Origin of the sequence: Methanosarcina sp. (genome assembly GCF_049706645.1) — an archaeon.
Classification (GTDB): Archaea; Halobacteriota; Methanosarcinia; order Methanosarcinales; family Methanosarcinaceae; genus Methanosarcina.
This window is the reverse complement of record NZ_JBNAKP010000038.1, coordinates 77,444-104,089: the sequence shown is the minus strand read 5'-3', so window position 1 is coordinate 104,089 and position 26,646 is coordinate 77,444. Positions and strand designations below refer to the sequence as shown.

At 38.7% G+C, this 26,646-nt stretch carries 25 protein-coding genes; 10 read left to right on the top strand and 15 right to left on the bottom strand.

The window, feature by feature from the left end; all coding sequences use genetic code 11:
- Positions 1 to 257 (bottom strand): hypothetical protein (locus tag ACPK8D_RS13635; RefSeq protein WP_424718407.1); only part of this gene is annotated, 257 nt, incomplete at its 3' end.
- A gap of 658 nt (positions 258 to 915) precedes the next feature.
- The gene (locus tag ACPK8D_RS13630; protein ID WP_424718406.1) at positions 916 to 1,353 is read right to left on the bottom strand and encodes a hypothetical protein; all 438 of its coding nucleotides are present in this window, start codon (positions 1,351 to 1,353) and stop codon (positions 916 to 918) included.
- 370 nt (positions 1,354 to 1,723) lie between these two features.
- On the opposite strand from ACPK8D_RS13630, the gene ACPK8D_RS13625 reads away from it, so the two are divergent.
- Positions 1,724 to 2,200, top strand: a complete 477-nt coding sequence (locus tag ACPK8D_RS13625) for a DUF5788 family protein (RefSeq protein WP_424718405.1) — start codon at positions 1,724 to 1,726, stop codon at positions 2,198 to 2,200.
- Positions 2,201 to 2,976: 776 nt separating this feature from the next.
- Here the strand turns inward: ACPK8D_RS13625 and dapB are convergent.
- From dapB to ACPK8D_RS13590, 7 genes are all read right to left on the bottom strand, one after another.
- Entirely contained in the window at positions 2,977 to 3,768 is a 792-nt protein-coding gene (gene dapB / locus ACPK8D_RS13620) for a 4-hydroxy-tetrahydrodipicolinate reductase (RefSeq protein ID WP_424718404.1), read from the bottom strand.
- Positions 3,765 to 4,640 carry a 4-hydroxy-tetrahydrodipicolinate synthase gene (dapA, locus tag ACPK8D_RS13615; RefSeq protein WP_424718403.1) on the bottom strand — a complete coding sequence of 292 codons (876 nt, stop codon included), beginning with the start codon at positions 4,638 to 4,640 and terminating at the stop codon, positions 3,765 to 3,767. Before dapA ends, dapB begins: the two co-directional genes overlap by 4 nt.
- A 41-nt stretch (positions 4,641 to 4,681) precedes the next feature.
- Entirely contained in the window at positions 4,682 to 4,876 is a 195-nt protein-coding gene (locus ACPK8D_RS13610) for a 30S ribosomal protein S17e (RefSeq protein ID WP_424718402.1), read from the bottom strand.
- 440 nt (positions 4,877 to 5,316) lie between these two features.
- Positions 5,317 to 5,616: a hypothetical protein gene (locus ACPK8D_RS13605; RefSeq protein ID WP_424718409.1), complete on the bottom strand. Its 300-nt coding sequence runs from the start codon at positions 5,614 to 5,616 to the stop codon at positions 5,317 to 5,319.
- A gap of 403 nt (positions 5,617 to 6,019) precedes the next feature.
- Entirely contained in the window at positions 6,020 to 6,784 is a 765-nt protein-coding gene (locus ACPK8D_RS13600) for a heparan-alpha-glucosaminide N-acetyltransferase (RefSeq protein WP_424718401.1), read from the bottom strand.
- Between the two features lie 633 nt (positions 6,785 to 7,417).
- Complete coding sequence (locus tag ACPK8D_RS13595) at positions 7,418 to 8,293, bottom strand: lysostaphin resistance A-like protein (RefSeq protein ID WP_424718400.1); 876 nt, start codon at positions 8,291 to 8,293, stop codon at positions 7,418 to 7,420.
- A gap of 2 nt (positions 8,294 to 8,295) precedes the next feature.
- Positions 8,296 to 9,183: a DUF1616 domain-containing protein gene (locus tag ACPK8D_RS13590; RefSeq protein WP_424718399.1), complete on the bottom strand. Its 888-nt coding sequence runs from the start codon at positions 9,181 to 9,183 to the stop codon at positions 8,296 to 8,298.
- A gap of 443 nt (positions 9,184 to 9,626) precedes the next feature.
- Between ACPK8D_RS13590 and ACPK8D_RS13585 the strand changes: the two genes are divergently transcribed.
- The gene (locus tag ACPK8D_RS13585) at positions 9,627 to 10,523 is read left to right on the top strand and encodes an SDR family NAD(P)-dependent oxidoreductase (RefSeq protein ID WP_424718398.1); all 897 of its coding nucleotides are present in this window, start codon (positions 9,627 to 9,629) and stop codon (positions 10,521 to 10,523) included.
- Between the two features lie 138 nt (positions 10,524 to 10,661).
- On the opposite strand, the gene ACPK8D_RS13580 is transcribed toward ACPK8D_RS13585, so the two are convergent.
- Both ACPK8D_RS13580 and ACPK8D_RS13575 read right to left on the bottom strand, forming a co-directional pair.
- Positions 10,662 to 12,572 (bottom strand): TIGR04279 domain-containing protein, encoded by a 1,911-nt coding sequence (locus ACPK8D_RS13580; protein WP_424718397.1) that lies wholly within the window; start codon positions 12,570 to 12,572, stop codon positions 10,662 to 10,664.
- A 100-nt stretch (positions 12,573 to 12,672) separates the two neighbouring features.
- Positions 12,673 to 13,614: a hypothetical protein gene (locus ACPK8D_RS13575; protein WP_424718396.1), complete on the bottom strand. Its 942-nt coding sequence runs from the start codon at positions 13,612 to 13,614 to the stop codon at positions 12,673 to 12,675.
- A gap of 577 nt (positions 13,615 to 14,191) precedes the next feature.
- Between ACPK8D_RS13575 and ACPK8D_RS13570 the strand changes: the two genes are divergently transcribed.
- A complete protein-coding gene (locus tag ACPK8D_RS13570; RefSeq protein ID WP_424718395.1) occupies positions 14,192 to 14,449 on the top strand; it encodes a hypothetical protein in 258 nt (85 codons plus the stop codon).
- Between the two features lie 360 nt (positions 14,450 to 14,809).
- Here the strand turns inward: ACPK8D_RS13570 and ACPK8D_RS13565 are convergent, their stop codons facing one another.
- The 4 genes from ACPK8D_RS13565 to ACPK8D_RS13550 all read right to left on the bottom strand — a co-directional run bounded on the left by ACPK8D_RS13565 (position 14,810) and on the right by ACPK8D_RS13550 (position 17,919).
- On the bottom strand, positions 14,810 to 16,009 hold the full coding sequence (locus ACPK8D_RS13565) for a lysostaphin resistance A-like protein (RefSeq protein ID WP_424718394.1): 1,200 nt from the start codon (positions 16,007 to 16,009) through the stop codon (positions 14,810 to 14,812).
- A gap of 461 nt (positions 16,010 to 16,470) precedes the next feature.
- On the bottom strand, positions 16,471 to 17,394 hold the full coding sequence (locus ACPK8D_RS13560; protein WP_424718393.1) for a DUF1616 domain-containing protein: 924 nt from the start codon (positions 17,392 to 17,394) through the stop codon (positions 16,471 to 16,473).
- A gap of 175 nt (positions 17,395 to 17,569) precedes the next feature.
- On the bottom strand, positions 17,570 to 17,728 hold the full coding sequence (locus ACPK8D_RS13555; RefSeq protein ID WP_424718392.1) for a hypothetical protein: 159 nt from the start codon (positions 17,726 to 17,728) through the stop codon (positions 17,570 to 17,572).
- Positions 17,729 to 17,748: 20 nt separating this feature from the next.
- A complete protein-coding gene (locus tag ACPK8D_RS13550) occupies positions 17,749 to 17,919 on the bottom strand; it encodes a hypothetical protein (protein ID WP_424718391.1) in 171 nt (56 codons plus the stop codon).
- 389 nt (positions 17,920 to 18,308) lie between these two features.
- Here ACPK8D_RS13550 and ACPK8D_RS13545 point away from each other — a divergent pair, with 389 nt between their 5' ends.
- The 7 genes from ACPK8D_RS13545 to wecB all read left to right on the top strand — a co-directional run bounded on the left by ACPK8D_RS13545 (position 18,309) and on the right by wecB (position 26,523).
- Entirely contained in the window at positions 18,309 to 19,277 is a 969-nt protein-coding gene (locus ACPK8D_RS13545; protein WP_424718390.1) for a glycosyltransferase family 2 protein, read from the top strand.
- A 142-nt stretch (positions 19,278 to 19,419) separates the two neighbouring features.
- On the top strand, positions 19,420 to 20,391 hold the full coding sequence (locus ACPK8D_RS13540; RefSeq protein ID WP_424718389.1) for a glycosyltransferase family 2 protein: 972 nt from the start codon (positions 19,420 to 19,422) through the stop codon (positions 20,389 to 20,391).
- Between the two features lie 25 nt (positions 20,392 to 20,416).
- Positions 20,417 to 21,520 carry a glycosyltransferase family 4 protein gene (locus ACPK8D_RS13535; protein ID WP_424718388.1) on the top strand — a complete coding sequence of 368 codons (1,104 nt, stop codon included), beginning with the start codon at positions 20,417 to 20,419 and terminating at the stop codon, positions 21,518 to 21,520.
- A gap of 1 nt (position 21,521) precedes the next feature.
- Entirely contained in the window at positions 21,522 to 22,526 is a 1,005-nt protein-coding gene (locus tag ACPK8D_RS13530; protein WP_424718387.1) for an SDR family oxidoreductase, read from the top strand.
- Between the two features lie 26 nt (positions 22,527 to 22,552).
- Positions 22,553 to 23,650: a glycosyltransferase family 4 protein gene (locus tag ACPK8D_RS13525; protein WP_424718386.1), complete on the top strand. Its 1,098-nt coding sequence runs from the start codon at positions 22,553 to 22,555 to the stop codon at positions 23,648 to 23,650.
- A gap of 418 nt (positions 23,651 to 24,068) precedes the next feature.
- On the top strand, positions 24,069 to 25,208 hold the full coding sequence (locus ACPK8D_RS13520) for a glycosyltransferase (protein ID WP_424718385.1): 1,140 nt from the start codon (positions 24,069 to 24,071) through the stop codon (positions 25,206 to 25,208).
- A 247-nt stretch (positions 25,209 to 25,455) separates the two neighbouring features.
- On the top strand, positions 25,456 to 26,523 hold the full coding sequence (gene wecB / locus ACPK8D_RS13515) for a non-hydrolyzing UDP-N-acetylglucosamine 2-epimerase (protein ID WP_424718384.1): 1,068 nt from the start codon (positions 25,456 to 25,458) through the stop codon (positions 26,521 to 26,523).
- Positions 26,524 to 26,646 lie beyond the last annotated feature (123 nt).

Sequence of the window (26,646 nt, the reverse complement as noted above, 5' to 3'; positions counted from 1 at the left end):
GCTTGATTCAGTTTTGCAGCAACGAGTGCATCAAACATTAGGTAGCTTTTGTCCTCCTCTACAGGCTGTTTCATTATGGCTATTGCATCTCCTTTCAAATATGTGATCTCGCCAATTGTAATAGATTGAACAGGCCAAGCATCCGGGTGGTTTTTCCAGTAACCTGGGCTTTTACATTCTACTGCATCACATGCTGCAATTCCACTGAGCGCAACCAGACATACAGTTATCATTAATATTTTAGTAAGATACCTCAAGTTTTTCACTCCCGTGTATGTAATTACCTCTGGCTAAAAAGGGTGGAAACAGGAAAAGATTAGAATCCATATATTCCATATATTATATTTTTCCAAACTTTTCTGTTCACTAACTAATTAGCCTATTTTTCCCCAACAACTACTAATATTGTTTAATATTTAAATCATTTCAGTATGTAATTAATTGTAAAGTCTCCACTTGTCAATCCTTTAATCTTTAATGCGAGGGATTCATAGAAAGAGATATGAATTGGGGCAGAGAAATGATTAAGCATGCCTGAATCGAGGAAAAAATTCATGTTGCTGGACGAAAAAGAGACAAAAAAAGCAAATACAGAATACATTAGTACACAGGAACGAAATAAACTCCTCTGGAACCTCTAAAAATAAAGATAGCTTCAGAAAGACATCAAAATTAGAGGAGTATTAGAGGGGTCAGAAAAAATTTGCTATAACCGGAGGGAGAATTTTTGATCCGGTTAAAGTATTTCTACTTTGCTTAAAATCTTATTTTCGTTAAAAGCTTACTTATTTCGGTTTGAAGCTTATTTTATCTTGAAGCCCCACCGGTTTTCCGGTGGGGTGAAGATTAAGTTAGTCATCGAGATTTATTAGATTTATGGATTTGTTGATTCTTTATACTGAATTTTTATCGGCATTAATAGCCATTATTAAAAGCATCGAGCTTCTGGTACATGGCTTCTCCGGATGGGTACGTCAAGGTGAAGAATATAAACTCTTCCTGCCATGCATCACTGCTTGCCTTTACACCACTTCCAAGCTTGTAGATTTTCATCCACCTATCGGCTCCTCTGATTGTATCCGTCGTCTCGCATGACTTATAACAACCGTTTGCTACATTCAGTTTTGCAGCAACGAGTGCATCGAACATGTTGTACGTCTTGTCCCCTTTCACAGGCTCCTTCATTGCGGCTATTGCACATTCTTTAGAATATGTAACGCCGCCAACTGTAATACAATCGGGCCAGGCTTCCGGATGGTTTTTCCAGTAACCAGGGGTTTTACATTCTTTATCTCCACATTCATCACATGCTGTTGCAATCCCACTCAGTGCAACCAGACATACAGTTACCATTAGTATTTTATTAATATACCTCAAGTTTTTCACTCCCTTCTATCTCATAATTAGGATCATAAATAATAAAGTTGTATATAAGGGATCAATTCTTAACTTACCTTGTACAAACTCTATTTCTTTAAGTCCAGTTAGTCTATATTTCCCCGATAATTTCTAATACTCTTTAATATTTAAAGCCTTTCAGTAATTAATTTATTTCAAAGTCTCTACCTGTTCCAACCCTTTTGAAGCTTAAACCTGAGATTAAGAAGAAAATTAACTTTCCTGTTTAAATTCATGCTGAGGCGGTTTCTTCAGGAGGGCATAGAAAGAGATATGAATTGGGGCGAAGAAATAATTAAGTAAGCTTGAATAGGAGAAAAAATTCATGTTGCCGGACAGAAAAAACACAAAAAAAGCAAATACAGAATACATTAGCACTCAGGAACGGAACAAACTCCTCTGGAGCCTCAGGAGCGATTTTGCCTGGGCAGGGAAGAAAATTCCTGAAAATATAGAGATAGACGGAACGGAGTATAAATTAGAAGATCTGGTCCGGGAACTGAATGAAAAAGCATCTACTGACCCGAATGAAGTTGCCGAAGTAAGGACTCTCATTCCTAAACTTAAAGCAAAAGCAAAAGCAAATGAAGAACTGCTGGAAACCGAAGAACTTACAACGACCGAGGCCGAGAATTTATACGAAGAAGCTACCGGGCTTTTAAGAGCTGCAATGGAACTAAAGGACAGGCTTGACGGAAAGGGCGGCATGAAAAGTGTCGATGAATTTAAAAGGATGCTTAACGCCCAGAAACTCGTGGACGAAAAGAATTTTCAACAACTCTTAAAAAGCCTGAAAGAATAAATTTTTTCTATTTAGAGAGGAGTGTCCGAAAGAATTTTTAGTCGGATACCAGCCCATAAGTTTCCTTATACTCTCGGTGAATAAGGCCATTGTTACTCTGTTCTCTGTTCTCTGTCTGAACTCAGGCCTCTTCCACCCATTTTTTTCAATCACGGCCTCTGCTTCGTTTCAGCGGCGGATAGGTTCCTTGTTCACGGAAAGCGGTACAGGGGAAAAACTGGGAATACTGGAAAGTTTCGTTATTGCGGATAGGACTGAAAACTTGAGTTCCGGGCTCACCTTCAACCGTAAATGATCCTGCCTGAGCCAGCGGTTTTATCAGGATTTATGTCTATCAGGGCTCATGCCTGTCAGAGTTTACATCTGCTTTCAGCTCCGATCTTTTTTCTCCAGGCTTGCATTTTTTTCTTAGAACAGTTTTACTGGAATATTGCTTGCAAGCATGTATCCTTATTGTTGTGGGATGATAAGATATTTTGAGATTTCAGGGCTTAATACTAGCAAGCAAGCAAGCAAGCAAGCAAGCAAGCAAGCAAGCAAGCAAGCAAGCAAGCAAGCAGTATCCTATTTCCTATTTAACATTATTTATAACTTTCTAACGAATTGGTATATTATTGATATCATACAAATAAATTCAATTCGATCCAAATTAAAAAATATCAGAAAAAATAGACAAGCTGCTTCGAATTGAAAATATGGGTGGGCCTGATCAGAAACTCAGACCCGCCTGTTATTCAAAAGTTTTCTTTTAAATTACTGAGCCTTGAGATATTGCTTTACAAACCGAGCACATCATCCATGGAATAAATTCCGGGCTTTTGCCTGCAGATCCATTCGGCTGCACGCACTGCACCTTTGGCAAAAATCTGGCGGGAGTGAGCCATGTGCCTGACTTCAATCCTTTCGGAATTACCCGCGAAAAGGACGGTGTGGTCGCCTGTAATATCTCCGGCGCGAACTCCATGAATTCCGATTTCTTTTCCGCGCGGGGCAATACCTTCTCTGCCGTAGACGTATTCTTTTCCACCCAGAGCCTCACTGATAACATCGGCTGCCCTGAGAGCGGTTCCGCTTGGGGCATCTTTTTTCTGGTTGTGGTGAGCTTCTATTATCTCGATATCATAATCTGCAAGGTATTTTGCAGCTTCCCTGATGATCTTGAAAAAGACATTAACGCCTACCGAATAGTTCGGGGAGATAACGGCACTTACCTGGCCTTTCTGGATAGCATCATCAATTACTGTTCGCTGATCCGGAGTTAGCCCTGTAGTTCCTATTATGAGATTTACTCCGGCTCTGGCTGCTATTGGAGCGTTAACTACGGTTGCGCCAGCTGCTGTGAAGTCGATAAGGACATTAGCTCTGCTTTCTTTCAGAACAGTTTCAAGATCTTTGACATCCGAGATTTGGACTCCCAGGTTCCCTACATGGGCAAATTCCCCTGCATCTCTTCCGAAATTATTGATGTCAAAAGCAGCAACAAGCTGCATATCCGTAAAACTGGTAATATTCTCCACAATTAAAGAGCCCATCCTGCCGCAGGCTCCGAGTACTGCTGCGTTAATCATTCCATAACCCCCAATTTCCTGAGTTCATCTGCAACCTTTTCAGTATTTATCCCGCTAAGGGGCGCGAGTGGAAGCCTCAGATGCCCGCTTGCAAGGCCTGCAAGTTCTGCAGCTTTTTTGACCGGAATCGGGTTTGTTTCCAGGAAAAGGGCACGAATCAGAGGGGCAATCTCAAAATGGATTTTTCTTGCGGTTTCGTAGTCTCCGGCAAGAGCTGCATTTACCATTCTGGACATCCTGTCGGGCACTATATTTGCAGCAACAGAAATGACTCCTCTGCCTCCTACAGAAAGAATCGGAAGAGTCAAATTATCCTCCCCGGAAAGAACCACAAAATTCTCATCTGCAGTACTTTCGAGGATCTGGGAAACTTTACTGACACTTCCGCTGGCTTCTTTAATTCCCACAATATTTTCGACTTTTGCAAGTTCGGCAATAACTTCTACTGGCATGTCCTGTCCTGTGCGGGAAGGAACATTATACAGAATCATAGGAATATCGACTGCCTCTGCAATCTTCTTGAAGTGTGCAAGCAGGCCTGCAGAATTTGGCTTGTTATAATAGGGAGAAATCAGAAGCACACCATCAACACCCGCGTCTGCAGCGTGTTTTGTAAACTGGAGAGCTTCTCCTGTGTTATTTGAGCCTGTTCCTGCAATCACAGGAACCTTTGAACATTCAACTGCAATATCTATTAACTCTTCATGCTCAAGTGCGGAAAGAGTCGCGGATTCTCCGGTAGTGCCACAGGGCACAATCCCTGCAACTCCTCCCTCTTCAACAAATGCAATATTCCTTTGTAGGCCTTCCCTGTCAATCCTGTCATCCTTTGTAAAAGGAGTTATCAGGGCAGGCATTGCTCCTTCAAACATGTCAGATATCCCCACCTGTGTCCCGGAAGTAAATTCTCTGCTCAGTATACTTTCATGCGTGCAACTTTTCTTGTGACGTAACCTGCAACCCTGTTCCTTATAACTTTGCTTTCAATGGTTGTGTACTTTGTCACAAGAATCTTGTTAGTTTCAAAATCTTTTGTGAAGACGTCTCCGTGGTTTTCAATCAGTCCGAATGCTGTTCTTTTTATGTTTGTCTGTCTTATATTTCCCATCGTATCTCCTCTCGGATGTTTTTGCTGTTTTTTAGTCCAGTTATTCAATTCTACTTCTAGTTTATCTCAGATGTTTTCCTGTGAATTCTGGTTAACGTGAAGCCGGAGATAGAAAATAGTCCTTTGATATTTATTTTCTTCTCTCGAATTGATAGGTTTAGCGAAAACTGGATGTAAAATTTTGATTGATAATGATTTTGTCGACTAATAGGTCACTTGAGATTTATAAGTTTTGGGGTCGATACTCCACTCTAAAGCTCTGAGGCTTATCATTCTTTCTTTCAATTAATTGAGCGTGTAATAGATACCGACAATTCTCCTTTAAATGTATATTTTTGCAGCATCTCTGGAGCATCGATAATTATATTTTGAGCATACTCTCATTATAGGACATTTGGATATCCTGCATTTAAATATATTCTGTCCCTATGTATATTCTCTTACTTTCTCTTTACATAATCCGTTTTTCCGAGAAAGCGGTCAAGAGTTCCTGCACTAGTAAAAACACGCTCTCTTATCCCTTTACGGTTAACAAAGAGTCCTATTAATACAAAAAGCAGCCCAAGATCCGGTTTTGCCTTAACAGCAATAGCTCCTATCAAAATCAGAGAAGAAGCTGCAAGTCCCTTCAGGGCTCCTTTCCTGTAAGAATAATACCCCGTTCTTTTAAAGATCCGGATATCCCGAAGGGTCAGGAAGAGAACTACAAAATAGGCAAACATTGCAATTTCCAGATACATTCTTTTCTCCATCTTCTGCTTTTGGTTTTGCACTGCCTGCTCCTTTATCGGATTGAAAATAGGAGCCTGATCTCTTTCTGAGATTATTATCCTGATTAGGACTTATGCACTTGAGATATGAAATCAAGCACAATAAACAGTATAGTTAAACATGCTTTTTATAGAGTTAAAGGTTTAACGCTATTGATTCCCGTTTCAACTGCGTAAGTCCTACTGATTATATCCTGATTATTTTTCAGGGAGCAGGCGAAATTAATCAGTACATCAGTGCATGCAAACAGATATGCAAATTACGTATGCTGGATAATATATAAAACCAGCAGGTTCTGGATCTCCTGTAACTTTAGAGTCGCAAAGATGAACTGGGGAGAAGATCTTCTTCAGATTTAATTTTAAGTAGCTTTCATAGGATATTCGGATTGAGTAGTCCGCTCAGGAATAGGAATCCGAGAAAGAGTGGTTGATGAATGAAATATATAGCCAGAGAATACTGACCCACTCTAGAAAACAGCCTGAATAGAGAATTTTTTCCGTTATAGGGAATTTCAAATTGCCTTTTTCCGCCTGCGTACAGGGAATTTCCAAGGAAAACTCCTGCGAGCAGTACTCCAAACCAGGGAAATATAGGAAAGTAGTCGAGGGTCCTGAAGTTTTCTGGAGTGAAACCCAACCAGAGCAGGCTGGAAAACCCAAAAGTTATATTCCTCAGATAAAGTCCTGAGAGGCCGAAGAACAGGCTGAAGAAGAAATTTTCTTTCCCATATCTCAGGAAAGGATATACAAGCACAGCCGAAACCCCAAAAAAGTGCAGAATTCCGAAGACAATATACTCTTCAGGTAAAAAAATCCGGGTTATGCCTGTGAGCAAGAGTCCCATTATATAAAGTCTGAGTCCTCTTTTCAGGTACTTTGAGAATTTTTCTGTTTCATTTCCACCGTACTCTTTATTAAGGGCTCTTGAATGGCTTATAGAAAGGGCAGTTCCTGAGATGAGAATAAAAAGTAAAGCTGAGAATCTGCCTGAATACAGGATGAGGCCGGATCCGAGCTGAATATCCGCAAGCTCGAAAAAGTCCAGGTCATAAAGAAAGTGATACAGGAGCATCAAGAGGACGGCAAATCCTCGCAGACAATCAATCTCCCAGAAACGGTCTGCACACCTGGCCATAAGTTTTTCTCCGGAACAAATAAATTCTGATTATAAAGAATGGCAGTCTTCTTTTAAAGATGTATATTTATAATTTGCGGTTCCTCCTGAAGAAGGCTGCAGGTCTATTATTCTTTAGACTCTTATTCTGCTCTTCTGCACTGACAATAAGGGGCTGGTCCCTACCAAAATTCTGATCAGTAAGCAGGAGAAGTTAACCTACTGCTCTGTTTTTAGCTTTTTCCTTAATTGGTTCTTTTGAAGCAAGCTTCCAGCACTAACTTGAGGGAATTTCTCTTTTTTCCAGGAATTCTGGTTAAGGTAAACTTTTGCCTCCCTCTATCACCTGTAACTATTGGATTTTCTGGTTCGGATTTTCTGGCTCCATCCATTGAATTTCAAATTCAGAAAAAGCTTGAGATTTAGAAATTGAAAGGTTTCAGGATATGTTGCTTCTTGCCAGCATCCGATATTCGGGCTTGAGGGTCATTTTCCAGATGGCTCCTCTCATAGCAGGAAAAAGATGATCCCTGAAAGAAAAGGACTTCAATAAGTGATCAGGACTCAGTTTTTATCTTGTACTGAGCTTTTATCTCATTTCTCAAGATCGAATACGCTAATTTTCATAGGTTTCTTCCAGTATTTCTTATATTTTTATATCAAACCAAGCCCGGGGCCTAAGTGCGGAATAATCCCAAACAAAAATATATTTATCGAGCCGTGAATCATTACCACAAGGGGAAGACTTCGGGTTCTGTAAAATAAGTATCCTATAAAACCTCCTACAAGGAAGGTATATACCATTTCGTAGGGCGTGCCGTAAGTAGAATGCATTATCCCGAAAAGGAGGCTTGAAAGGAGAACTCCCGCGGCTGGCCCTAAAAATCTTTCCAGGCTCGTCTGGAGAATTGCCCTGAAAATGAGCTCTTCTACCAGCGCCACAACGAAAACCATTATGATTATGAGTGCCAGCAGATTTGTCGATGAAAGATCCGGAATAAGCTCTCTGGCGCCGATCAGTACATATTCTGCTTGCCCGAAGGCAAAGCCCGTAAGGACAGACAAAGGGAAGTAGATCCACATCCTCCTCAGAGTGTCTCTTTTCTTCTCATATACAATTTTCTGATGAATGGTAGCAATAGTTATTGGAATTGCCAGAGGCGCATAAATAAATACGAACGAATAAAGATTTTTTTCGAAAAAGACCGGCATTGAAAAATTTATTAATCGAAAAATTGTCAAAAGCAAAAGGGCCTGGTAGATCTTCCGTATCTCATGCTTTTTCGTAACTGCGATTGAAAATGAAAGCGCCAGCAGAAGCAAAGTATAAGCTATTGAGGCTTCTTTTAATCTTCCTCCGAAGATTAATAATTCGATGAGAGTAATTGCAGTTACAGGAATTCCTGCATAGAATATCTTTTTCAGGAATCCGATTTTTTCTTCAGTTTGAACTTTAAACATTTTCCCAAGCTCAGGCAGAGAGACCTTTCCTGCTTCGAGCTCTGAAGGTGGAAAGTCCGGAACTGCCATTTTCAGGCCTCCTCAGTAACATTAATCCAGAGATGCAGGTTTCTATAAGGCACGGTCTTCTCAGTTTCATTAAAGAGCAGAAACTCTAACTTCATATTCTTTCCTTCAAAAGGCGGCGTAAAAGTAATCGGTTCTTCCCAGGACATATTATTCCCAAGACTTACCTGTTTCTGACTTTCCGGAAGAGGTAAATACCGGTTTTCAAGCCTTACTTCCATTGTATAATCTACGGGTCTGTACTCGTGGTTCACGATTCCTACAATAACTGTTCCTTTTTCTCCCTGTACAAATTCTGTAGGATAGTCCTCTGTTGTCCTGTTCTTTCCAAGAATATAAAACTCAGTGAAATGCTCTCCCTCTTTAGGGTTACCTATTATATAGGCGAGGCTTCCCATAGAAGCTAGGATAGAAAAGACCAGGATAAACACAATAATTTTATCAGTTTTTGACTCGGGCTTCTCAAGAATTTTGGCCTTCACGCTCGAGAAATACGTTTTGAATGAGACTCTAAAAGCTTCGGCTTCAGGCAGCAATCTTCTTCTGTAGTATGCGACTACACACATCAGGAGAATAAAAACTGAAAATTCTATTAGTACAGGAACCTCCCTGATTCCCCAGGTAGAATGGTTCAGGCTAAGTCCCAGTATTGGGACTACTGCAATACTCAGTCCGAAGGAGATTGCAGCTCTTTCAATTCCTTCAAGATCTTTTTTTGCCGGAAAGATAGCTCCAGCGAGGGCGTAACCTGGCAAGAAAAGCACCAGAAAAATACCCAGGCATGTGCGCAGGAAACTGCCACTAAGTACAGGCACGAGTACGAAGATGTTAGTAATAAGTATAAAACCTGCAACAATCAGCAGGTCCAGAGGAAGTTCTCGATTTCCGGCCATTTTTACCACTAGTAAAATCTTTTTATACTCTGTCTTCTTTGAATTTATACTTATGTAATCCTTCCATCAACCTGCTTTCTTTGCACTTTTTCCAAGTCAGGCTTATCCTTTCAGGCGGTTTTTTGCAGGAAATAAGGAAAAAGATACCTTTACATTTTGAATCTGAGCTCTGCTGGTATTATTCTCTACTTCCGAACCTCAGTTTCGAGTATGATATACTTCTTTATCAGGCTCAATTTTCTCTGAAAAGTACCCTTAGTTTCCCAATTTTTTGACTCCCTTTATTGATAAGGTCTCTTAGTATGAAATATTTTTCCCTCTTTTGAAAGACTTTTTCCAGCCGGTGCTATGTTTTGCATACTCTGGGAATGTTTCAGCCTTTTTTATAATTCCCTGGGGCTGCATAGAAAATTTTATTTTGTATTTTTCCCATTCTTGCAAGCATGAAAGTACTAGTTACAGGAGGAGCAGGTTTCATAGGCTCCCATATAGCTGAATATTTTGCGGAAGCAGGACACACTGTCAGGATTCTGGATAACCTTGCTACAGGTTTCCTCAGAAACATTCCGCAGTATAAAAACGTCGAGTTCATTCAGGGAGATATCTGTGACTTTCCCTCAGTAGAAAAGGCGGTTTCGGGCATGGATTGTGTCTTTCATGAAGCTGCCCTCGTATCTGTACCTTTAAGCTGTGAAAGACCTGATGAGGCGTTCCGGATTAACACTCTTGGGACCTTAAATGTACTGAAGGCCTGCGTTAAAGCCGAGGTCGATAAATTTGTGACAGCTTCTTCAGCTGCGGTCTACGGAAATAATCCTATCCTTCCAAAACGCGAGGACATGTATCCTGAACCGGCTTCTCCTTATGCTATTTCTAAACTTGATGGGGAGTATCTGGCAAGGATGTTTTATGAGAATCACGGGCTTCGGACCACTTGCCTGCGTTATTTCAATGTCTATGGCCCCCGCCAGGACCCAAAATCCCCATATGCAGCTGTTATTCCAATCTTCCTTGAGAGGGCAAAGTCAGGAAAGGACCTTGTTATTTATGGGGATGGACTTCAAAGTCGGGATTTCGTGCATATTAGGGATGTAGTCAGGGCAAACGCTGCTTCTCTTGAGAATGGTGATGGTCAGGTCTTTAACGTGGCTATGGGAAAAAGCGTGACAGTTCTGGAACTTGCCGAACATATTATTAAGTTGACTGGCTCTTCCAGCAGGATCGTACATGCCGCCTCAAGGGCAGGTGATGTTAAGGATTCAAAAGCCGATGTCTCAAAAATTTCCGGCTGGTGGAAAGGAGAAGTTGAACTGCAGGAAGGATTAAAAAGCCTGAGTTAATAGATTTTAAGAGCAGCTTACGTTTTAAAATAAAAATGGAGACTGCCCTCAATTAAATAGCAGCCTTCAAGTCTGCTTTAAGGGCAGTCTATGTCTTTACTTTAAATTTTCTCAGAATAAACTAAACTTTTTCTATTTCTATCTTTTAGAATCTCCATTTTTTGCTGTTAAATGACCCTTTTTCTTTATTATAATCATCCCAATGAGGAAGACTATAAGGAATCCGGCAGAGAAATTGACTAACTTTGTAATTATTTGGCTTTTATTTTCATGAGGGATCATGTAGGACTCTATGTTTGAGTTGGGTTCATTTGGTGATTTTAATTCTGGCGATCCTTGGGCCTCTGCTGCTTCCTCTATTACCGTTATATTCTTTCTTGCAGTTATTGCAAACGGAGAGAAACTTGGAGTTTCAGCCTCAAAGTAGACATAATTCTTATCTTCGCTTATTTTTTTCGTTGGAAGCGGATTCCAAAGCTTTCCGCTGCAATGCTGTAGGACTATCGAATCAGTGCTAATGTGATTTTCTGCGATCCAGTCTTTACTCACCTTGAAACCCACAATTGCATCTTCAAGACTATCTGGCTTTGCAAAGTCGTTGTCTCCAACCTGGATATTGATGTAACTGTAGATTTCACCTTCAGGTTTGGTGGTCACCAGTGCAGATTTTTCCCTCAGCTCTTCGACAATAGCTATTGTGGATTCAGTAGTCTTCTTGGAATTGAATTTCAGGTAATTGACGCAAGTATTCTCTTCAGTAAATCCAAACTTTATATGACTACCACTATTAATGAATTGTTTGCATTGTTCCTTGGAATAGACATTTTCCTCAGATTCGGGAAAAGCGCCTTTGTCCTTTTTATTTTTTGAATCTTTGTTTTTATTATCTTCTTTTCCATCTCCGTTACTACTGCCTGGGGATTTGATTTCTACTTTTATCTGGGTAAGCCCTACAAGTCCTTTACCTGGGTTGTATGCTCCCGCAAGGAGGTAGTAGCAGCCTGGCGGCAGATCAAAAGCTGTAAGTGATAATCTATCCTGGCCTTTCTCTCCTATAGCTATGGAACCTTTGCCTTCTCCTATTATGGTCTGTATTTCTGTCTGAAGTTCATCTCTGGTAAATTTTGACCTGTAATTTGAGGAACTGACATTAAATTCTTCAATAAGATCTATTTCGTTTATTGTTACTGAAGTCCCATTCTTGGTGCCGTCTGAGTCTATTTCTATATTCGCTTTATACGCCTGATCCCTGATCAATACAGCGCCATAAGTACAGTTACATTTATCGGGAACATTCTTAAGGCCCATGATTATGTCAAGGTTTTCCCCTTTTGTTATACTTGAAGGGGCCGAAGCGCACAGTTCGTGTTCTGCAACTATAAAGGCAGTTGCAGAAAGAGCTGTCAGGCTGCCATCTTTATCTTGCTGGACTATAACTATACAGTACTGCCCCGGATTAAGCGGCCCAAAGTTATGATTTAGTATATCGCCATCCTTTCCGATAGCAGCAGAGTATTTTGTATACTCTCCGTCCATGTTACTGTGAAAGAGGCTGTCTAAGTTCCCTATATCTCCTGCATTGAAGGCGTCAAAAATTCCGTAAGTGGACTCTGAGGTGATGTTGAAAAGGTAGATTTCCACAGCTCCTTTCAGAGAGCAATCCCCATGGAAAGACATATTCACGTTCTCCCCAGGTAGGTAAACTGGATGGGTGAGGTAAAGAGAATTTGATGGGTAAGTTATCGTGTAACTTTCATTTTCATCTTTATAGAGAGTTCCGGAAGCTCCTCCATATTTTTTAAACTTGAGGCCTGAATACGTAAGCTTTATCGGCTGAGGAAGCTGGATCTTTCTTTCCTCAGATGGACAGCCCATTGTGATCCAGTTCCCTTCTTCCGGGTCGCTGGTATGGTCCACAATATAGACAACCCTATCGGTAAAATTTATGTCGCCAATAGGGTTTGCATGTTTCTCATTGTTATCTGCAATTGCTGTTGCAGAGGTTAATATAAATAAAGTTAATGCAATTATCAGTAGACTTCTCTTCAAATATACATACCTCCGTCCTATTTATCAAACAATTTTATGGGTCCCTCTCATTAAAACAAAATTTCTTCCATGGCTTATTTCCTGGAATGATCTTTTTGCTTCACTTTTTTCTTGAGTATATGATCAGAATCAGAATTGCCGCTCCCATTCCTATCAGCAAATAAAATTTATCTACAAAAAACAAGAAAAGTTTGGATTTCTGGGTAGTTTTTTCCGAGGGCTGTGCCTGGATTTTCCTCTCCTCCAGATCTTTGTCGGGAGTTAAGATTTCGGAATCCATTATTTCTTCTGGAGTTTCGGAAGCTTTTGGTTCCAGAGAAGTCTCATTCTCTGGTGAAAGAGAAGATTCATTTTCTTTTGATGAAGAAGACTCGGTCTTTGCAGAAGACGAACTTATGAAAAATGAATCTGAAGCTGAGTTTGAGTTCCCCTCAGGCTCAATAGTTACTTTTTTCATCATATCCCCAACTTCTATCTCAAAGTCTCCCGAGGGAACAGCTTTTGTGTTATAGGAGTAACTGAAATCTCCATTTGAATCAACTTCTATCCCCTGAAAAGCTGTAATCTTCAGGTCCACATATGCAGTTCCTTCATTAGCGTTCCCATCTACCTTTATCACGTAAGTTCCTGGAGGGACACTTGATTGAGATACGGTTGCAATATTCCCTGAAGCCTCTGAGCTTTTTGTTACCCAGATAAGCATTTTTACCCTCACGTTGAGATCCTTGGCTCCCCTGGCCTCAACTGTAAAGAAATTATTTAAGCCCCCTGGAATTTTTACATCTTCAAGAGTATATTCAAACTTTCCCGCTGAGACAGGAACGGTTTTCTCAAAGGTCACGAATACATCAACTTTATCTTCCGGAGACGCACTTCCTTTTATACTAATGGTGTCTCCGCAAACAGGTTTTTGAGGGGAAAAATCCCAAGTATTAACGGATGCAGCTGCAGGAGAAGTTACCATTAAAACCAGAACCGAAAGGGAGGCAACCATAAAAGCCAATTGTTTTCTTTTATTGAGGAAATTAGTCAACTTGTGCACGGAAATTACTCCTTCTCAAATTAAGTATTATTAAACTTATTTTATATTATGCCAAGGTTGAAACCATCACTTCGCAAAATATTCTACTGGATTATATTGTAAAATACACAGCAAATATTTTTATAATCATAGTATAAAGTTTTATCTACAGTAGTTGGCTCTCGTGGCAAAAAATGAAAATTTGTACCTATCAAACTCCAATAAATTTATGCTATGCTATCCACTGACTATTCTAAACCCCCCGGTAGATAAATTTTTTACTTTAATGCCAAAAACTTCTAGTAATTGTTTTAATATCCTTGTTGAATGTTTATATTACTTTCTCAACTTTTCTATGTAATTCCAATAATATTTTTTATCACTTAACTTTTTCCAATCTTTGCAAAGAAAGCAAAATAAAGTTGATTTTCGTCTGTTAGCAGGATTTTTACTTTTTTTCCTAACTGCCTATTCGAATGATGTGATATACGAACCACCTCTCTCTAAAGAAAGTTTTTTATACGTTGGGATAGTTTTATCAGTACCTTATGAGTAAAATGGGTAAACCTACTATATTAACGGGGGAATTATCATACTATTGAGCGTTATCTCGTCAAGTGCGATCTCTTCGAGCGCTATATCTGCAAGTGCGATTTCCATGGTTACAACTCCTGGGCTTCCTCAGTATGGAGCTTCAGTCATCATCGGACTTATAGCCCTTCTTTCTCTTAAAGAAGTCCTTTCAGCATCCGAAAAATGGGATAGCTCTCTTAACAGCTCGTTCAACCTGGGAATTCTGCCTTTACTTTCTGTTTTTGTAGGAATTCTCGTTTTCAAAATTTCAGAGATTGTCTGATCCCACGTTTCCGGGATCTACCTTTTAATTCTTTACTTTTTTGACAGGCCAATCGCTTTCACATCTTTATTTTTTGAATTTCTATCTTTTAGGTTTTTTCAGTCTCTATTCGCAAATTTTTATTGAGATTTTGTACACAATTTTAACTTCTTATGTGATCTTTTAAGTTCTGAAGTTTAATTTTTCAGCCGTTTAGCACGTTCAATTTTTCAGGTTTTCTGAGGTAAAGGAAGTTATACATCAAAAGTAATTATAGAACTAGAAAAATTAAGCCGTAAAACTTGAATAAAATTATGAGAACCTGAAGACAAAACTTGAAATAAATTTGAAAATTCGTTTTGTAAACTAATTTAGAAAGTATTAGACACCTGTCCAGCCACTTAAATAGTAGGGAAGAATCCCGAAAAGAAAGACATTAATAAAGCCGTGCAAAACAGCAATAAAAGGCAGGCTTTTCGTTTTATAAAAGATAAACCCCATTAAGAACCCTACAAAGCTTGTATACAAGATTTCATAAAAGGTGCCATACCCTGAGTGCATAAGTCCGAACAGTAAACTCGTAACTAACAGTGATTCACTGATACTTAATGCCTGCTCGAGTCTCGTCTGGAGGATTGACCTGAAAATAAGCTCTTCAATTAAGCCCACAAAGAAAACCATAATAAGCATAAGCTTAAGTAGATTTCCGAAAGTGAGATCCGGAATCAAATACTCTGTCTTTATTATCAAGTACTCTCCAAGTCCAAGAACCAAACCTAAGGGGATTGAAAGAACCATATAGGCTCCGATATTCTTGATGGAAATTCCGATCTGCTCAGGGGAATGCCGCTGATGGAGTATTATGACCGCTACTGGGATTGCCAGGGCGCCATAGACAAAGATAAAGGTGTAGAGGGTTGTTTCAAAAAAGACAGGCATCGAGAGATTTATAAGTCTCAGGATAGGGAGAAGCACCAGTGCCTGGTGGATTTTCTGAACTTCAGAGTCTTTTACGAATATCTTGGAAAGTGAAAGTGCAATCAAGCTTCCAATATGCACCCAGATTGCGATTTCCACTTTTCCCAAAAATATCAAGACCTCAGCAAAAGCTATACACAGGACCGGTATCGCAGTAAAGAATCTGCGTTTTCTGATCTCAAAATTTTCCGGAGCAGTTTCCTCATTTCTGGCTATTTTCCAGGTTTTAAGCGAATATAGAGTTTTTAGGGAATTCTTCGTAAGTTTATTCTCTCTCCAAGCCAGGCGTGGAAATACAAAGAAAGCCAGAAATGCTGTTCCTATTCCCCCAATCATGTATAACATGTGTACATATGGTTTAATTTTTTTGAAGATGCCTAGATTTTCATCTAAGGTCGAGGTAACTTCCAAATTATCTTCTTCAGGGGTTTGGGCAGATATTTTCTCTGTAGCATGCCTCATTTCCGGAGAATTGGATGACTCAAGACTGCCACAGGATACGATTTCAAGAGAAACTGCCAGTAGAGCTAAAACGAGAAATGATGCAATGATTAGGGAATTCAGTTCTTTTCGTCTTTTACGAGAATTAGTTGACTTTTGCATGGAATAACTCCTTTTTAATGGGGCGAGTTTAGGTTTATTTTGTATACTCCTTGACAAAAATTTTTATCATTTTTTACAATAAATTCTCAAATGCTGTACGTCACAAACACTACACACAAACTCTTATCTCAAATACCATATAAATTTTTCTTGATAGTCCGCCGCTTCAATGGTAGCTCAGCTTCCATGAAGCTCTGAAATATTAATAAAAGCAGAATTTTATCAATGTTTTTCGTTAAGGTATAGACTAATCTTGCACACTAGTTCTTGCCAGAGAGTACAGACCCCAGGATGAGTTCCATATCGAACACAAAAACTTTATAAGATTGAAGTTGGAGTTTTTAAAGAAAAAAGCTCAATCAGGATGATTGAACAGCATAGACGGGGATTCTTAGACAGCAGGGAATGCAACTTAAAAACCTGCGTAAAAGATTGTTAGGGGATTTAAGGAGGTTGACTATTTACAGTTGCCCCCTTTCCTGGATTCTTAAATCATCAGTTGCTTCTGTTTTGTTTACATCTATCCAGAGATGAAGGTCTCTATAAGGGGTATTTTTCTCACTCTCATTATAGAGTAAGAACTCAAGCTTCATGTTCTTTCCCTCAAAGGCAGGTGTAAAGATAACTGGCTCTTCCCATGTCTCATTATGGGCAAGGGTAATATGCTTCACATTTTCCGGAATGGATAGTGACTCATTTTCAAGCTTCAATTCCATTGTGTAATTTACGGCCCTATATTCATGGTTTATAACTCCTACTGTTACGGTTCCGCTCTCTCCAAGAAAGTATTTTATAGAATAATTGTCTGCCTTTCCTTCAGATCCAAGAAGGTAAAACTCTGTGAAGTGTTCTCCTTCTTTAGGACTCACAACTATAAATGCAAGGGTTGCTACAGACAGGATGATTGAAATAATCAGAAAAACCGTAAGAGTTCTATCCAGCTTTGATTCTGAATTTTCCATGATTTCGGCTTTGAGCGAAAGTGCTGCTGCCCTCAAGGAGAAATCGAAAGCCTCAGTTTCTGGAAGCTTTGCGCGCCTTAGATATGCAAGCCCGCACATGATAAAAATAAAAGCTGACAGGCTTATGAGGATTGGGAGGGTTGTGATGCCCCACGGAGTATAGTTAAGGCCAAGACCTATTAGGGGCACGATTGCGATGCTCAGTCCGAATGAAAGAGCCACCCTTTCAATCCCGTCAAGATCAGATTTTGCAGGAAAGAGCGCTGCAATCAGGGTGTACCCTGGCAGGAAAAGCACAAAAGGTAGCCCTAGTGTGTTCCGGAGCATTGTTTCACTTAATCCGGGAGTGAGCACAAAGGTGCCTGTAAAGAGCATAAGCCCCATGATAATCAAGATGTCTGAGGGAATTTTTTTTCCGGTCATGAAGGTCATCCGGCTTCGAGTCAAAATTATATGTTTCCAGTTTCTTTCAAGAAGTAAATCTTTTTTCTTTGAGGAAAGTAAATATTTTTCTAATGCATTTTATTCTTTCGCTCTATTTTTTTCAAGGATGCAAATCTGAAACTTCTTTTCTGATTTTGTACCTATTTTTACTTAATTACATACCATTCACTCTGTCGTTTTTTTTGCCCCAGGACTTTTTATTAGAACTCTTCATTTGTCCATAATTTTCCTCTTTCTTTTTTTTCTGGATTTTTTTCTTTTTAACTCCTTCGAGAGGGTTATTCTTTTCTGATATTGAAGCTTGATCATTCACTTATATGGATATTTTTGATGTTACTCTACTTCTTCATACTTCTGTCTCCTGTTCAAGAAGATACAGTTAGCCTGTCTTATCTCTATTAATTTTGTTAATTTCCTTCCTTTTGTATATTGAAGAAGTGCGGCAAGTTGTGGACATGAATAATAAAGCTTTAAAACTTCGGATCTTTCGGGATAAATCCTCAAGCAGTTCCCTAGCCTGCGGAACTGAAATCTTGAAATTACGGAGTCTCTGTGATGTGAATTTTGAAACTTCCTTTTTATCAAAACAATCTTATATTTTTAACAATCTCTAATTAACATGAATCATTAAAAGTCCGTTATCTCAATAGTATAATTTTATATTTGTGATGATATGGGCCCTATTGGTACTGTTATCTCCTAGTTATTATTTTATAACAGTTCAACTGTCAATAAACTTATATATTTGTTTTCTAAACTTTACTTTAAAAAATTCATACTGTATTGCTAAAAAGATTTAATCTGAAGGATTAAATGATTTTTAGGGTTTCATACGTAAATTCACTCTAAATACATGATATAATCGCATAATAAATTAAGGGGGTTATCCAAAAATGAGTAACCAGTTGTTTAGGGACAACGGTATCCAGCCCAAAATATCCAATAAAACTAAATGTACGGTGGGCAAAATCTCTAAAAATGTCGCTGCGGTTCTTCCTGCCTACAATGAGGAAGTTTCCATCGGAAGCATTGTCCTTCTCACCAAGCTCTACGCCGATAATGTAATCGTGGTTGATGATGCCAGTTCAGATAGGACCGCCGAGATAGCAAAAAAGGCTGGAGCTGAAGTGATAGCACACACGACTAACAGAGGTCAAGATGCTGCTCTTGAAACGGGTTTTAAAGCTGCAGCCGATCTTGGCGCCGATATAATTGTGGCAATGAGTTCTAACGGCCATCAGAATCCTGCTGACATCCCCAGATTAGTTGCCCCGATTATTAAAGGTAGCGCAGACATAGTTAACGGTAGCTTATATTTAAACAGCCCGGAAAGAACCACTCCTGTTTACCGCCGTGTCGGGCAGACACTTCTGGGCAAATTTACCAACAAGAGTCCGCGCAAGATTGCAGATTCTCAGAGTATTTTCCGTGCCTTTGCAGCTTCTACAAAAGATATCATTCACTTCGACGCCCAGTGCATGATAATAGAAAGCAAGACGGTTGCGGATGCAGGTAAATCCGGACTCCGCATAAAAGAAGTCGAAATAGGCACCCATCATAACTTTGGAGACCAGGTCAGAGATCCGATCAAGTACATCCTTGGAGTCCTGAAAACTTTAGTCAAGGATATAGAGGTCAATAAGCCTCTGTACTTTTACGCAGTACCAGGTTTTGCCCTTGCTACATGCGGTTTCTACATGGGTTTGAAGTTTCTTGAAGCAATTATCCTTGGGATAGAAAATTTGCACTACTGGCCTGTATTCTTGATGACTTTTCTATCGGTTGCCGGAGTGTATATGACAATAAGAGGGATTGTGATACATTCTCTAGTAGAGGTGACCACGCAAACTGAGGCTGTGTAGTATCATTAATAGTTATTCAGGCACCTGTTGTGGAAAATCCCGAGTTAAATCTCGAAGTTAAGCCTGCCTATTTATTCAACTGGTGTCTAAACAATTTAAATTTCTATGGACGATTTTATAATATAATTATGGGGTTATTCAAATGGGCAATAGATTGCTTATGGGCAAAAGCGGGATGAGTGTTAATAAATACGAGGAGAAAGCGTGCAAGAGAGATACCGCTCCCCAAAATATCACGGTTATCCTTCCTGCTTACAATGAAGAAGTCTCCATTGGAAGTATCGTTCTCCTTACCAGATTCTATGCAGACAATGTAATCGTCGTTGACGACGGAAGCTCAGACCGCACAGCCGATGTTGCCAGAAAAGCCGGAGCCGAAGTGATCATCCATGAAGTTAATCAGGGAAAAGGAGGAGCTCTAAAAACCGGCTTTACGGCCGCAGCCGATCTGGGGGCCGATATAATCGTGACAATGGACTCGGACGGCCAGCACAACCCTGTCGATATCCCGAAACTTGTTGCTCCGATCATTGAAGGCAGTGCAGATATGGTTAACGGCAGCCGCTACCTGAACGGCCCGGATAAAAATACTCCAGTTTATCGCCGTGTCGGGCAGACAATTCTGGATAGGTTTACCAATCTGAACTCAGGCCTCAAAATTACAGATTCCCAGAGTGGGTTTCGAGCTTTTGCAGCCTCTACAAAAGATATCTTCCGCTTCAATGCCCAGGGAATGGCAATAGAAAGCGAAATGCTTGCAGACGCAGGCAAATCCGGACTCCGCATAAAAGAAGTTGAAATTGGTGTCCGTTATGATGTAGATTGCTCAACTCTAAGCCCGATTAAACACGGATTTGGCGTCCTTCTCATGGTCTTAAAGGATATTGAATTCAACAAACCCCTATATTACTTCACGGTTCCTGGTCTCTCTCTAGGAGTTGGAGGACTTTATATGGGTGCAATATTCCTGCAAAACTTCACTATGGGAGGTGCCCTGCAGTTCGGGCCTACAATGCTTATGGTCCTGTTCATTGTTGTGGGAACCTTCATGGCTTTGACAGGGATTCTGCTACATTCGGTATCTGCAGTCATGAAGGAAGCGAGGATGGCTTAAATTAAATTATGAGAAGGGGATTTTTTTGAGAATACTGCGAGTTGCACCCGATATTTACCCTCACATGGTCGGTGGATTTGGCATCCATATACATGAAATGTCTAAAGAGCAGGTAAGATTAGGGCACGATGTAACTGTATATACTGCTTCAGAAGGTGTCAAATCCGATTACAAAGCAGCTGATGGTTATTATATCCATAATTTCAAACCACTTGTAAAAGTACTCGGTAACTCTATAATGCCTGCTATGCTTTTTGACCTTCTTCGAGAGCAATCCGATTATGATATTGTTCATGCACATTCACATCTTTTTTTCTCAACCAATCTGACTGCAGTTGCAAGAAAAATGGGCTCAACTCCTCTTGTCATAACTAATCACGGCTTAAATTCCCAAACTGCTCCTCAGTGGTTTCAAGACCTTTATACAGTAACAGGGGCACGTCTAACTTTTGCGGCCGCAGACAAAATACTCTGTTACACTGAAACTGAAAAAAAAGAGCTTATCGATCTGGGGATAAATTCTGAGAAGATCGAAGTAATCCATAACGGCATCGATACAGATCTGTTTGTTCCTAAAAGGGAACCGTGTTTTGACACAAAAAATTTGCTCTGGGTTGGCAGGTATGTGAAAGGCAAAGGTCTTGACTATCTTATTGACGCGTTCAATATTTTAAAAACAAAGCATCCTGATGTTACTCTTACAATGGTCGGCAGGGGTCCTGACAAGGATGGGATTCTTCAAAAAATACGCGATCTAAATCTGGAAAGCAGTATTATTATGAAAGATTTTGTCCCGAATTCCGAAATCGTGGATATGTATCAGCATTCAAGTGTTTTTGTGTTACCGAGTCTTGAAGAAGGAGTCCCAAGAGCAATTCTCGAAGCAATGTCCTGTGGGATTCCGGTTGTATGTTCCAAACTTCCGCAGCTTGTCGATATTGTGGACGGCGGTGGATTGCTCGTGCCTGTGAAGAACCCTCAGGCCCTTGCAGACAGTATTTCAAAAGTTCTTTCAGATTCATCTCTTGCAGAAGAATTCCGGAAAAATGGACGAAGAAACGTAGTTGAGAATCATTCCTGGAAAGATACTGTGAAGAAAACGATCCAGGTTTATAAAGAGCTGGTTTAAAATGTCCAAAATCGTAATCACAGGCGGTGCAGGTTTTATTGGTTCCCATATTGCAGAAAACCTTGCGAAAAACGGACATGAGGTTGTAGTCATCGACAATCTTGATCCTTATTATTCCATTTACCTGAAGAAGAGAAATCTCGATATTGTCCTTAACAGTGGGGATGCGGCCTTTATCAATGCCGATATTACTGATCTCACCAGAATGAAGCAGATAATTGACAGCACAGTAGATTATGTTTATCATGAAGCTGCTCAGGCAGGTGTTAGGATTTCAGTTGAAGATCCCTTTAAGCCAAACGATATAAATGTCCTGGGCACCTTGAATGTGCTTAAAGCTTCTCTTGATGCAGGTGTAAAAAAAGTCATTAACGCTTCTTCATCTTCTGTTTATGGAAAAGTAAAGTACCTTCCTTTTGATGAGCAACACCCCACAGAGCCGGTGTCCCCATATGGCGTTAGTAAGCTAGCTGCAGAACATTACTGCAGAGTATTTTATGAAGTATATGGACTTCCAACCACTTCATTACGCTATTTTACAGTATACGGGCCAAGAATGAGGCCTGACCTTGCAATTTCAATATTCACTCGAAAAATGCTCGTAAATGAGCCTATTACTGTCTTTGGTGATGGAGAACAAACTAGAGATTTCACTTATATTGAGGATGTTGTAGAAGCAAACAAAAGGCTCCTTTACAATAAAGCAACTGATGGAAAAGTTTTGAATATTGGCGGTGGAAATCGGATCAGTGTAAATGACTTGATTGAAAACTTAAGGTCCATTACCGGTTCATCATCTGAGGTAATAAACGCCGGTAAACAAAAAGGAGATACTGAGGACACACTTGCAGATGTTGATTTGGGAAATGAAATGATCGGATACACGCCACTATTCAATATCACTAAAGGCTTGAATAAATTTGTAGATTGGTTCCGAATTGAGAGATATCCTGGAGAACAGTCGTCGAGATTAGAAGAATCTCAGAAATATACGATTTCGGTTTAAATTAACTAATATTATCAGGTTGTAATATGAAAAATGTTGTCTTTGTAAGATCAAGTTCAAAGCCTGCAAGAGTAGAAAAAGAGGCAGAAAGTCTAAAGAATGCAGGTTACTCTGTTCGTATTTTATATTGGGATCGAAATTCTAATCAATCAAGAGTGGAATCCAAAAATGGAATAAACATCAAATATTTTGGATTAAAGGCTCCTTATGGTAAGCTATCACTTATACCTTACTTATTAATCTGGTGGATTTATGAGTTATTTTTTTTGTTAAGAAGCGAATCTGAGACTATCCATTCTTGCTGTTTTGATACATTGATCCCAGCAATACTTACAAAAACTATACAAAAGAAAAAAATAGTCTACGATATTTTTGACTTTTACGCAGAGTCTTTACCTGAAAACATTCCGCCTTCAATTAGGAATATTGTTTCAAGCTTTGAGAAATTCTGTATACGATTTGTGGATTTTGTAATCATTGTTGACAATTCTAGGTATATTCAAATTAAAGAGGCAAAAATTCAAAAAATGGATGTAATTATGAATTGTCCCAATGATATAATAGTTAATCCTAAGAGCTCACCAAATACCGAGTTTATTATTTTCTATGGAGGAATGATATCTAAGACTCGGGGATTGATGGAATTAATAAATTCAATTAGAGATCTGGATAATATAAAATTTATTATAGCAGGTATGGGAGAAGATGAAAATTTGTTCAAGGAAATATCGAGTAAAACAAAAAATGTTACTTATCTTGGATGGATAAATTATGAAAAATATATTGATTTTACTTTGAGTGCCGATCTTATATTTGGTTTCTATGATCCCAAAATTCCTAATAATAGACTTGCCAGCCCAAATAAATTATTTGAAGCTATGATGTGCAGCACTCCGATAATTGTGAACGAAGAAACTAGTATGGCTGAAATAGTTAAACAAGATAATTGTGGCCTAATTGTACCTTATAGTAATCATAATTTATTGAAAAAGTCAATCTTGAAACTAAAAGATAATCCAGAGCTGTGTTTAAAAATGGGTGAAAATGGAAGAAAAGCCTTTGAAAGGGAGTATAATTGGCAAGTTATGAGCCGAAAATTGATTGAGTCGTATAATAATATTTAATAATTTGTTGAATCTGATTTTCAACATATTATTTTTCAAATGATTGAAACTTAGGTCATCTACCGTCAATTGGTTGATAACATTCTGGAATAACTAAATGGGCTCGTTCCAAAACTATCTTCAACTCCTCCTAACCAATATTTCGTAGAAGACGAATCATCATCAATAAAACTAAAAGAAATCTCTGTTTGTGGTCAAAAATATGAAGAATCGAAATTTTGAACCCAACTCAAACAGCTCTAGGTTTTTCTTTTCCTTCGCCAGTGTATTTCTAGCTAGTCTGTTTCTAACTAGTCTGCTTCAGAAGAATAAAAGTGTGAACAAATACGTCACTGAAAAAAATCAATCCTGAAAATACAAATAATGCGATGGCGAAGACAAAAAATTATTCATAAATATTGATTTTACCGGTGATATATTGATCAAACCTGTTAACATTTTAAGCTCAACTCCTTTATATCCTAGCAAATCTGGTGGTTACCTTCGGATATTAAATATTGCAAAATTAGCATCTAACATTACAGATGTATCAATGTTTGCTGTAGATGAAAATGTAGAATATTATGGGAAAACTGAAGGTATAAACTTATATCAATCAAAAAAATATAATGGAAAATTAGATAAATTAGGATATTATTATGCTGGATTAACATCTAATAATTATAGTTTCAGAACTCCAGAGGAAGCATTCAGTAATTGTAGAAACTCTTTAATTCAGATCGAGGGCCCCTATTTTTATAATCTCCTGAAAAAAAAGAACATTACGAATTATATTTTAGATGAACACAATGTCTACTGGGAATTTTTTAGTTTCCCGGCCTATAATTTTAAAGAAAAAATTTACAATAGTGTTTCATGTAAAAGAGATAAAAAAATTGAGATAAATGCGATAAAAAATGCTACACATACATTGGTATGTTCTGAGCGAGACAAATCCAAAATATTAGAAGAAATACCAGAAGCTGAGGGAAGTATCTCAATAATTCCAAATTGTGTTTGCTTTAATGAATATGATTATTATAAGAAAAATCATACAAGAGATAAAAATGGAATGTTGCAAATTTTATTTATGGGGTCTTTAAACTACGGACCTAACATAGATGCAGTATCATTGATTTGTACTAAGATTGCACCTAATTTCAAAAACGATATTAAATTCATTATAATTGGAAGAAATCCTCCTTCGTTTGATTATCCCGAAAATGTCGAAGTATTGGGATATGTAGATGATGTGAAAAAGTATCTATTAGACAGTGACATTTGCATATGTCCATTAAGGTATGGGAGTGGAACCAGGTTTAAAATTTTAGAATATATGGCTATGGGGAAACCGGTAATTTCCACATTCAAAGGGGCTGAGGGAATTGATTATACAAATGGAGTAAATATTATTATCGAAGATAATATTGATGAATACCCTATAATTATTTCTGAACTCCTGGAAAATAAGAAAAGGTTATCTTCAATTGGAAAAAATGCAGAAATATTAGTCCAAGAAAAATATGATTGGATTTTATATAAAGATACCTTGCGTCAAATCTACGAGAAAGCCTCCTAAAATTAGGCATGCATTATAAAATAAGTTGATACTTTTTAATGAAATATGTGTACTTGTATTCGCATTTTCATTTTGCGAATTACTATCAGGTAACTAACATGTAAACCTTAAAAATATAATAGAGCAAAAAAAGAAATGGCAAAATCTCAACCGGTTACGGAATATTTTCCAATATTAACCTTATATAATTTGATATTCTGTCAGGATTATTCTAATTATAATGAATCTAACAAGATAAGGATAAACAATGAAAATCGCAATCATTCTTGGCACTAGACCCGAAATAATAAAGATGAGTACTATCATACGGGAATGTGAAAAACAGATTATAGATTATTATATTATTCATACTGGTCAACACTACAGTTACGAAATGGATAGGATCTTTTTTGAACAGCTGAAACTTCCCCAAGTGAAATATAACATTGAAGCGGGCTCCGGTAAACATGGGGAACAGACAGGAAAAATGCTTTCTAAAATTGAAGAAATTTTGTTGAAGGACATACCCGAGGTAGTTTTAGTACAAGGAGACACAAACACAGTCCTTGCCGGAGCTCTTGCAGCTTCTAAGCTTCACATCAAAGTCGGGCACGTTGAATCAGGACTCAGGTCTTTCGATAGAAATATGCCTGAAGAAATTAACAGGATCATTGCCGATCACATTTCAGATTACCTCTTTGCTCCCACCGAAATTTCCAAGCAGTACCTTTTGAATGAGGGCGTCCCAGAAGAGAAAATATTTGTTACCGGAAATACAATCGTCGACGCGGCATATCAAAATCTTGAAATAGCAAATAAAAGCGCCAATATCCTGAAAGAACTCGGCTTAAGTCAAAAAAAGTATTTTGTAGCCACGGCCCACCGCGCCGAAAATGTGGACGATAGAATACGTCTCGGTGGCATCCTTACCGGCCTCAGGCAGATCTATAAGGAATTTGACTTTCCAATTATCTTTTCAGCTCATCCAAGAACTGTGAAAATGATTAAAGAATTTGGTTTCGAAGTACCTGAAGGCACCGTGTTGATAGAACCTCTTGGATATCTAGAATTCTTGCAGCTTGAAAGTAAAGCTAGACTGATCCTTACCGATAGCGGAGGAGTACAGGAGGAAAGTTGCATCCTTAAAGTTCCTTGCGTAACTCTTCGTGAAAATACGGAAAGGCCGGAAACAGTAGAAGTGAATGCAAATTTAATTGCAGGAACTGGCGAAAAGATAATCCATTGCGTTCGAAAGATGATGAATTCTAAAATTGAGTGGATTAATCCTTATGGTAATGGCAATGCTTCTAAGTTGATACTGGAAATGATAAAGTGATTACAAAAATTTATACTCTTATCCAGCTTTAGTTAGGAGTAGAGAAATCAGAATCAATAGAACTAAATGGAATATCGCTTTTGGTCAAAAGCATGAATAGTCGGATTTTTGAAACCAGCTAGT

What these genes read in the sequence shown, in the direction of transcription:
- ACPK8D_RS13625 (WP_424718405.1), top strand. Translation starts at nt 1,724, where the DNA reads ATGTTGCCGGACAGAAAAAACACAAAAAAAGCAAATACAGAATACATT.
- ACPK8D_RS13600 (WP_424718401.1), bottom strand. Translation starts at nt 6,784, where the DNA reads ATGGCCAGGTGTGCAGACCGTTTCTGGGAGATTGATTGTCTGCGAGGA.
- ACPK8D_RS13530 (WP_424718387.1), top strand. Translation starts at nt 21,522, where the DNA reads ATGTCCAAAATCGTAATCACAGGCGGTGCAGGTTTTATTGGTTCCCAT.
- dapA (WP_424718403.1), bottom strand. Translation starts at nt 4,640, where the DNA reads ATGTTTGAAGGAGCAATGCCTGCCCTGATAACTCCTTTTACAAAGGAT.
- ACPK8D_RS13585 (WP_424718398.1), top strand. Translation starts at nt 9,627, where the DNA reads ATGAAAGTACTAGTTACAGGAGGAGCAGGTTTCATAGGCTCCCATATA.
- ACPK8D_RS13560 (WP_424718393.1), bottom strand. Translation starts at nt 17,394, where the DNA reads ATGACCGGAAAAAAAATTCCCTCAGACATCTTGATTATCATGGGGCTT.
- ACPK8D_RS13525 (WP_424718386.1), top strand. Translation starts at nt 22,553, where the DNA reads ATGAAAAATGTTGTCTTTGTAAGATCAAGTTCAAAGCCTGCAAGAGTA.
- ACPK8D_RS13630 (WP_424718406.1), bottom strand. Translation starts at nt 1,353, where the DNA reads ATGGTAACTGTATGTCTGGTTGCACTGAGTGGGATTGCAACAGCATGT.
- ACPK8D_RS13590 (WP_424718399.1), bottom strand. Translation starts at nt 9,183, where the DNA reads ATGGCCGGAAATCGAGAACTTCCTCTGGACCTGCTGATTGTTGCAGGT.
- ACPK8D_RS13610 (WP_424718402.1), bottom strand. Translation starts at nt 4,876, where the DNA reads ATGGGAAATATAAGACAGACAAACATAAAAAGAACAGCATTCGGACTG.
- ACPK8D_RS13565 (WP_424718394.1), bottom strand. Translation starts at nt 16,009, where the DNA reads ATGCAAAAGTCAACTAATTCTCGTAAAAGACGAAAAGAACTGAATTCC.
- wecB (WP_424718384.1), top strand. Translation starts at nt 25,456, where the DNA reads ATGAAAATCGCAATCATTCTTGGCACTAGACCCGAAATAATAAAGATG.
- ACPK8D_RS13595 (WP_424718400.1), bottom strand. Translation starts at nt 8,293, where the DNA reads ATGGCAGTTCCGGACTTTCCACCTTCAGAGCTCGAAGCAGGAAAGGTC.
- ACPK8D_RS13605 (WP_424718409.1), bottom strand. Translation starts at nt 5,616, where the DNA reads ATGTATCTGGAAATTGCAATGTTTGCCTATTTTGTAGTTCTCTTCCTG.
- ACPK8D_RS13540 (WP_424718389.1), top strand. Translation starts at nt 19,420, where the DNA reads ATGGGCAATAGATTGCTTATGGGCAAAAGCGGGATGAGTGTTAATAAA.
- dapB (WP_424718404.1), bottom strand. Translation starts at nt 3,768, where the DNA reads ATGATTAACGCAGCAGTACTCGGAGCCTGCGGCAGGATGGGCTCTTTA.
- ACPK8D_RS13545 (WP_424718390.1), top strand. Translation starts at nt 18,309, where the DNA reads ATGAGTAACCAGTTGTTTAGGGACAACGGTATCCAGCCCAAAATATCC.